The sequence below is a fragment of the Arsukibacterium sp. UBA3155 genome, assembly GCA_002364615.1.
In the GTDB taxonomy this organism is placed as follows: domain Bacteria; phylum Pseudomonadota; class Gammaproteobacteria; order Enterobacterales; family Alteromonadaceae; genus Alishewanella.
The window spans coordinates 70,380-77,327 of sequence record DEYP01000004.1; the positions used below are offsets into that span (position 1 = coordinate 70,380).

At 47.4% G+C, this 6,948-nt stretch carries 5 protein-coding genes; all 5 read left to right on the plus strand.

All coding sequences use genetic code 11. The features are described 5' to 3' along the window. Window positions 1-2 precede the first annotated feature (2 nt). The 5 genes from bktB (at window position 3) to B2X65_RS01870 (ending at window position 6,947) form a co-directional block, all read left to right on the plus strand. Entirely contained in the window at window positions 3-1,190 is a 1,188-nt protein-coding gene (gene bktB / locus B2X65_RS01850; protein WP_290610201.1) for a beta-ketothiolase BktB, read from the plus strand. 153 nt (window positions 1,191-1,343) lie between these two features. Beyond that, complete coding sequence (locus B2X65_RS01855) at window positions 1,344-3,812, plus strand: S8 family peptidase (protein ID WP_290610203.1); 2,469 nt, start codon at window positions 1,344-1,346, stop codon at window positions 3,810-3,812. Between the two features lie 183 nt (window positions 3,813-3,995). Further along, window positions 3,996-4,811, plus strand: a complete 816-nt coding sequence (locus B2X65_RS01860; RefSeq protein ID WP_290610205.1) for a DUF6689 family protein — start codon at window positions 3,996-3,998, stop codon at window positions 4,809-4,811. An 8-nt stretch (window positions 4,812-4,819) separates the two neighbouring features. Next, a complete protein-coding gene (locus B2X65_RS01865; protein ID WP_290610207.1) occupies window positions 4,820-5,668 on the plus strand; it encodes an FHA domain-containing protein in 849 nt (282 codons plus the stop codon). A gap of 46 nt (window positions 5,669-5,714) precedes the next feature. Next, a complete protein-coding gene (locus B2X65_RS01870; RefSeq protein WP_290610208.1) occupies window positions 5,715-6,947 on the plus strand; it encodes a serine/threonine-protein kinase in 1,233 nt (410 codons plus the stop codon). Window position 6,948 lies beyond the last annotated feature (1 nt).

Below are 6,948 nucleotides of genomic sequence, written 5' to 3' on the forward strand. Positions count from 1 at the left end.
GCATGAATTTATCAGATGTCGTGATTTTGGCCGGTGTCCGCACCGCCATTGGCAGTTTTGGTGGCAGTTTAGCCGGGTTAAGCCCGTCAGAGCTTGGTACGGCGGCCGCTACCGACGCGATAAACCGTGCGGGTGTCTTGCCAACAGATATAGACCATGCGGTATTTGGGCATATTATTACCACCTGCGCCCAGGATGCTTACCTGGCGCGGCATATTGCGCTTAATTGTGGCATGACAGCGACGTCTGCCGCGTTAAACGTTAACCGTTTATGCGGCTCTGGCGTGCAGGCGGTAATATCGGCTGCCCAGATGATTCAGCTGGGTCAAAGTAAACTGGCGCTGGCTGGCGGCGCCGAGAGTATGAGTAATGGCGCCTATTTATTGCCGAATGTCCGGCGTGGTTTGCGGATGGGCCATGCCAGCGTAACCGATCTGACTCTGGGAATTTTAACCGACCCGTTTGGCAGCGGTCATATGGGCATTACTGCCGAAACCGTTGCAGCCCAATACGGTTTTAGCCGTTCGGATTTAGATGCTTTTGCACTTGAGAGCCAGCAACGGGCCGCTTTTGCGCAGCAGCAGGGCTATTTTTCTGAGCAAATTGTGCCATTGAAGGTAAAAGTAGGGCGCAATGAAGAGTTGTTTCAGCAGGATGAGCATATTCGCGCCGACACCACTCTGGCTAGCTTAGCTAAGCTAAAACCGGCGTTTAAAACTGATGGTATGGTCACAGCCGGTAATGCCTCAGGTTTAAATGACGGCGCGGCGGCACTGGTACTGACGACAATGGCAGAGGCGAGTCAGCGCGGGCTAACACCCTGTGCCCGCCTGCTGGGCTATTCCTTTACCGGAGTAGAACCCGGTGTCATGGGGCTGGGGCCAATATCCGCTGTGCAGCAGGTGCTGGCGCAAACCGGCTTAACGGTAGCCGATTTGGATGTGATTGAGTCAAACGAAGCCTTTGCGGCTCAGGCCTTAGCGGTAAGCCAGACACTGGGCTTTGACAACGCTAAAGTAAACCCCAACGGCGGCGCTATCGCGCTGGGGCATCCGGTGGGAGCCACCGGCTCTATCTTGATCATTAAATTACTGGCTGAGCTTAAGCGTATTGGCGGCCGTTATGGCTTGGTTACCATGTGTATCGGCGGTGGTCAGGGCATTGCGCTGCTCGTTCAGGCATTAAACTAACACAGCCCGGATGACGGCTGAAAATGGAGTATCAACTAGGGGGTTTTACCTACAAATCTAGGGGATAAGCCTGATGTTTTTGCACTAAACAGTTAGTGCACAGTAGAGCTTAGGTTGTGCACAAGACACAACATTTGCAACCAGGAGAACATCATGCTTTATCGTAAACTTACCAATACCCTGTTAACAGCGGCATTGGCGGGCTTCTCGCTTTCCGCTGCTGCACAAGCCGTTATCGGCTCGCAACTTACTGAGAAATTGCAGACACTGCCAATTGCTGAACAAGTCATGGTAGTTGTCACTTTCGATCAGTTAGAGCCACTGAATACTAACCAACTGCAACGCCTGATTGATTTAGGTATTACCCAGGCGGTGCAATTTAATTCGCTACCCATAATTGGCGTAATGGTTAATCCAGGGCAAATCAGTCAGCTGGGCGCCATGAGCGATGTGCGCTCCGTGTTTTTTAATCGTCAGCTAGAGTACTTTAACGCTGAAGCGCGGGAACTAACCGGTGTTGAACGGTTACAGTCACAAGAATATCGTGATCGGAACGGCATGAGCTATACCGGAAAAGGCGTCACCGTCATGGTAAATGACTCCGGTATTGATGCAACACTTGATGATTTAGCCTATGGCGACAAAGTTGTCCAAAACGTTCAGGCACTTGCTCATGCTTCGGCAATAAGCTTAACCGGTGTCTCTGGCGTGTTAATCGAGAACCAGTTAAATACTGATACTAATTCAGGCCACGGTACACACTGTGCAGGCACGGTAGCGGGCTTTGGTACCCATTCAGACGGCAAGTATAAGGGCGTGGCGGTTGATGCAGACCTGGTCGGGTATGGCTCAGGTGGCGCAATTTCAATTCTGGATGCGCTCGGTGGTTTTGATTATGCTATTACCCATCTTTATGATTTCAATAGCCCGATCCGGGTGATCAGTAACTCCTGGGGTAGCAGTGGTAAGTATGAGCCTAATGGTCCAATCAGTGTCGCTTCTTACAAAGCATACAAGCTTGGCATAACGACGGTATTCGCTGCTGGCAATTCAGGCCCAGGTGCGGACACTCATAACCCATACGCCCAAATTCCATGGGGCTTGTCTGTTGGCGCAGGCACAAAAAGTGGTGATTTGATCCCGTTTTCTTCACGTGGTGAGCGTTTTGAATCGGGTGATTTCACCATGCCTGATGGCACGCAATGGAACTACCGTAACGAGGTTAGTATTGTTGCACCTGGTGTTGATATTATTTCCAGCCGGGCAAAGACCAACTTTGTAGCGAATGGCGGTGAGGCAGATATTGATGCCATTGAACCGGAATACTTGCCGTTTTATACGATGATCTCTGGTACATCAATGGCCACCCCACATGTGGCCGGGATTATTGCACTGATGTTAGAAGCGAATCCTGATCTGCAGCCTTTAGATATTAAGCGGATTTTACAAGAGACTGCCACAAACATGCCGGGTTATGAACGGTTTGAAGTCGGCGCAGGTTATGTCAATGCCCATGCTGCAGTCGCCGCAGCGCTGGGCGAAAAACAAGGTTATCGGGCCACGGTTAATAATATTAATACGTTTAATGCAAATGCGTTGCTGCGTCCGGCTGATGAAACTGTGCCCTTTGAAGTGCTGTACTCACCAGTCGGTGAGCCTGAAGAGTTTAGTTTCGAGGTGGCAGCAGGAGTGGTAAGAGTTTCTGCATCTGCTGAGCCGCTGGCGAATACGGTAAAATTGAAGTTAATTAGTCCGGATGGCCAGGAATATCTGGGGAGTCTGTCAACTCCGGTACTCAGTGATGTAACGAAAGTATCTGCACCCGGCATGGCCGGCACCTGGACGCTGTCTGTAGTGGGTCTGACATCATTATCTGGTGTTAACCCAGATCCACTAGGTGTTACCAATGGTCCTGGCGCACCGGAGTTTGTTAGCGGCAATATAAGCTTTTTGTTGTCAGAGGGCTATACTGGTTTGGATGATATTTCAGGACATCCGGCTGAAAACGCAATTCAATACGCGGTTAATGAGCGTTTAATGGATGGCTTTAATACAAAAGTTTTTAAGCCTGATAGTACCTTAAAGCGAGCTGATTTAGCGCAGTACTTAGTAATGGGTGCATCTGTTCGCCAGTATCGTACACACGCTAATGAACCGGAAATTGTGACTGCTGATAATATTTCGTCCAGTGTTAAACCTTTTGCTGATGCAGTTCTGGCAAAAGGTGGTGCTCTGAAAGATCGGGCACAGCAGCAAACGGCTGTAATGCCACTGTTAAACGGCAAATTTAGTGCCGGCGCTGCGGTAACTCGTGATGTGTTAGCGTATTCAATGGTGCAGGCTCTGGGTCTGGAGCAAACCGCCACTGCGTTCACCGGCGAACTCACGGTGGATTATCGTGGTCAGCGCGTGCCAGTGTTAGATAGTCAGGACATTGCAGCCAACATGCGCGGTCACGTGCAACTGGCATTAGACTTGAGTCTGATGAATGTTCGGTTCGCTGTGCAGCAAGGCCCTTTCGATTTAGAGCCTCGGTTGGTGGCTTACTTTGAACCTTCCAGAGCCGTTAAACGGGCAGAGTATGCCGTGTCTGCCGGGGCGTTAGCAGATTATTACTTGTAATGATGAAAATATAAAAGAAAAGGCAACTTCGGTTGCCTTTTTTGTGCCGTTGATTTTAATAAAGATCCAACAGCCAGCAACTAGGGGAAATCCCCTATTTATTTTGGCTTTAAAATACTGCAGTATCTTTGTTAACCTTTGTACAGTATTGTAATTACTGTTTACAGTGAAAACGGAGTCATTATGTTCAGATTACTTCTGCTGGGAACGGCGTTGTTGTTAAACAGTTTATCGCTATTTGCCTCTGACTTTCCAATTAATATCAATGGTAAAACCGCTCAAACGACAGTCAGTTTGCCAGGTGGTTATGAAGTCGATTTGGCGTTAACGTTTGAAAATGTTATGGGATTGACGGCAGAGAATCTTAACATTACGGCTTATGTTGCGAGCCCGTTGTCTGCAGACATTTTAAATCGGCTACCTAATAATTTAATAAGTCTGCAAGCAGCCTACCCATTGGTGTTGCGGATTGAACCGCTGGCGGATAGTGGTTTTAGTTTTTCCGGTCCACTGACCATTGACTTGCATACTCACAACTTGCAGTACAGCGTCAATACACCTCTGCGTTTATATAAATCACATGCTGGTGCTGCGTTTGAAGATATTACTATAGCGACAGGTGCTGGCAGTATCCGTGCTAAAGGCCAGATGGGTAATTTGTCCGATTTTATAATCGTGGCTGATTTGCGCCCGGTAGCACAGGTCATTACTGATAAATCACAGAAGTTAGACACGTTAATTAATAATTTCGCAGATCAGATTGCGCCAGAATTATTAGGTTCATTGCAGAATAGTTCAACAGTTATCAGCAACCATGTGCAGGCCGGAAGATACAAGCTTGCATTGGCTGAAACCAAACAGCTACAGCAGCTAATAAGTGGGGCAAGTTCAACGCAAATGCCGGATGTGTGGCGGTCAGCCCGCGATATTGACAATGTGGCTGGCATGTTAGCGGCTGCTTCAGCAACGTTAGCCTATTCATTGCGCTTGTCGTTATAGAGCTAATAATGCCTGCACAACTTACTGTCATAGCGCCAAAACGTGCCGCAGAGCAGGTAATGATTGTAGACCAATCTACCTATCTGATTGGTCGCGCAGCAAATAACGATATTGTTATTGCCGAACCCTCTGTGTCGCGACAGCATGCCCGCTTAAGATATGAAGAGCGGCTGTGGGTGATGAACGATTTAAACAGTGTTAACGGATTGCGCAGCAATGGTATTCAACAACAATGCTGTTTTCTAGAACATGGTGCTGTGGTATTGGTAGGCAATGTGCCGGTGTTGTTTAAGAATATAGAAGTACAGCATTTACAACAGCAACTGCAATATGACAAATGGCGTAAGAGTCAGGTAATGAAATTACAGCAGCAGAGCTCAAAAGCTCCGCAATCTGATATTACTGAATTCCTTACCCAGGCTTTAACACTTTGCCAAATGGAGCGGGCAGCGGTGTTGTTAGGCAATGACTTAGCGTCCCTTAAACTTTATAGCAGCTGCGGTGTAAGCAAAACGGCACGTGAAGACAGCAACTTCTTCGGTAGCTTGGGCGCGTTGCAAATGGCAATGGGTGGCGAGGCATTAATTACTAACGATATTTCACAGCATCAAGCGTTATCACAGCGCGCTAGTGTTAAATTAAAACAACTATCCGCCTTAGCATGTTTCCCTTTAATCTGTCAGGGGCAGCTGTTGGGGTTATTTTATATCGATAGTCAACAGCCGACTAAATTTTTGTCAACGGTTGACGCAGAGTTGTTGCAGACTTTGGTAGATAACATCAGCCTCAATTTATTTAGCCAGCAAATCGATCAACAATTACAATATATTGCGGTTAACAGTCGGCAATTTAATTAAAAACCATTAGTATATAAACCAGAGCCCGACGTTTTTCAGAGGCAAGTTGTTGGTTAATGGTAACGATGTCACACAAACCCTTTCTGCGGTCACCGGTAATGCTATTGACGATATACTGGTAGATCGCTTTAAGTTAGTTGCCCTGCTGGGCAATGGCAGCAATGGCAGTGTCTTTTTGGCAGAGGACATGCATCTGGGCTGCCAAATTGCCTTGAAAATTCTGCATAATACATTTTTACACAACACCAATACCATAGACAAAGTGCGGCAAGAAATATTATTGGCCCGCACTATTTCTCACCCTAACGTGATACGGGTACATGATTTTTACCTGGCTGAGAGCTGCGCCTTTTTCACCATGGATTACATTGAGGGTTGCTCTCTGGCTGAGTTCAGATTAGACGAGCTGCCTGATCCTGTGCCGACGGCTGAAAAGTTAGGTTTACAATTAATAGATGCGGTAGAGGCAATTCATCAGCAAGGTATTTTACATTGCGATATTAGCCCGCAGAATATCTTAATTGATAAACAGCAACGTCTTTACCTACTTGACTTGGGCTTAGCTTCAGCACTTAGTGAAGTGACACATCAGTGCTGTACACCAGCTTACAGTGCGCCTGAGGTGTTGCAAAACGCCAGCCACAGTAAAACAAGTGATTATTACGCTCTGGCAGCGACGTTACTTCAGCTGTTGACCAACAAGCTGCCTTTTAATCAGGCTGAGCTGGCCGAACAATTAACGGTAAAATTACAAAGTAAAATTGAACTGACTGATTTAGCCAAACCCTTTGCTCGCTGGCGCCGTTTTTTTATTGAAAACTTGGCCGCTTATCCGCAGCAGCGGTGCCAGGATGTCAGTGCTTTGCGTCAGCTTTGGCTTGGTTCCCCGGATAACACTACATCGTCGATTAGGCTAAAACTGACAATAAGTATGCTCAGTATCATCGTGATAAGTGTAATGTTGTGGTTTGGTTTTAACCAGCAAAGCCTGCAGCAGGAACAGAGCTCAAGTTCAGAGCAGCAATTAACTATGCCACTGGCAATGGCTATTTTGCCCGCCACTGTGCAACAAACCGATCCGCAGCATGTCGCTATTGCACGCCTGGTAGAGCAGGTGATTAAAGAGCAATTGCGAACCAAAAATATACGGGTTATTCCATACGAACGGGTGGCTACTACCTTGCAACATCTGGGATTTAGTCAACCGTTGACTGAAAAGCAATTACAGGATTTGGCAAGCTTATTGGGCGCAGATGCTGAGGGATCCCCACGAATTTAAC

What these genes read in the sequence shown, in the direction of transcription:
- B2X65_RS01865 (WP_290610207.1), top strand. Translation starts at nt 4,820, where the DNA reads ATGCCTGCACAACTTACTGTCATAGCGCCAAAACGTGCCGCAGAGCAG.
- bktB (WP_290610201.1), top strand. Translation starts at nt 3, where the DNA reads ATGAATTTATCAGATGTCGTGATTTTGGCCGGTGTCCGCACCGCCATT.
- B2X65_RS01855 (WP_290610203.1), top strand. Translation starts at nt 1,344, where the DNA reads ATGCTTTATCGTAAACTTACCAATACCCTGTTAACAGCGGCATTGGCG.
- B2X65_RS01860 (WP_290610205.1), top strand. Translation starts at nt 3,996, where the DNA reads ATGTTCAGATTACTTCTGCTGGGAACGGCGTTGTTGTTAAACAGTTTA.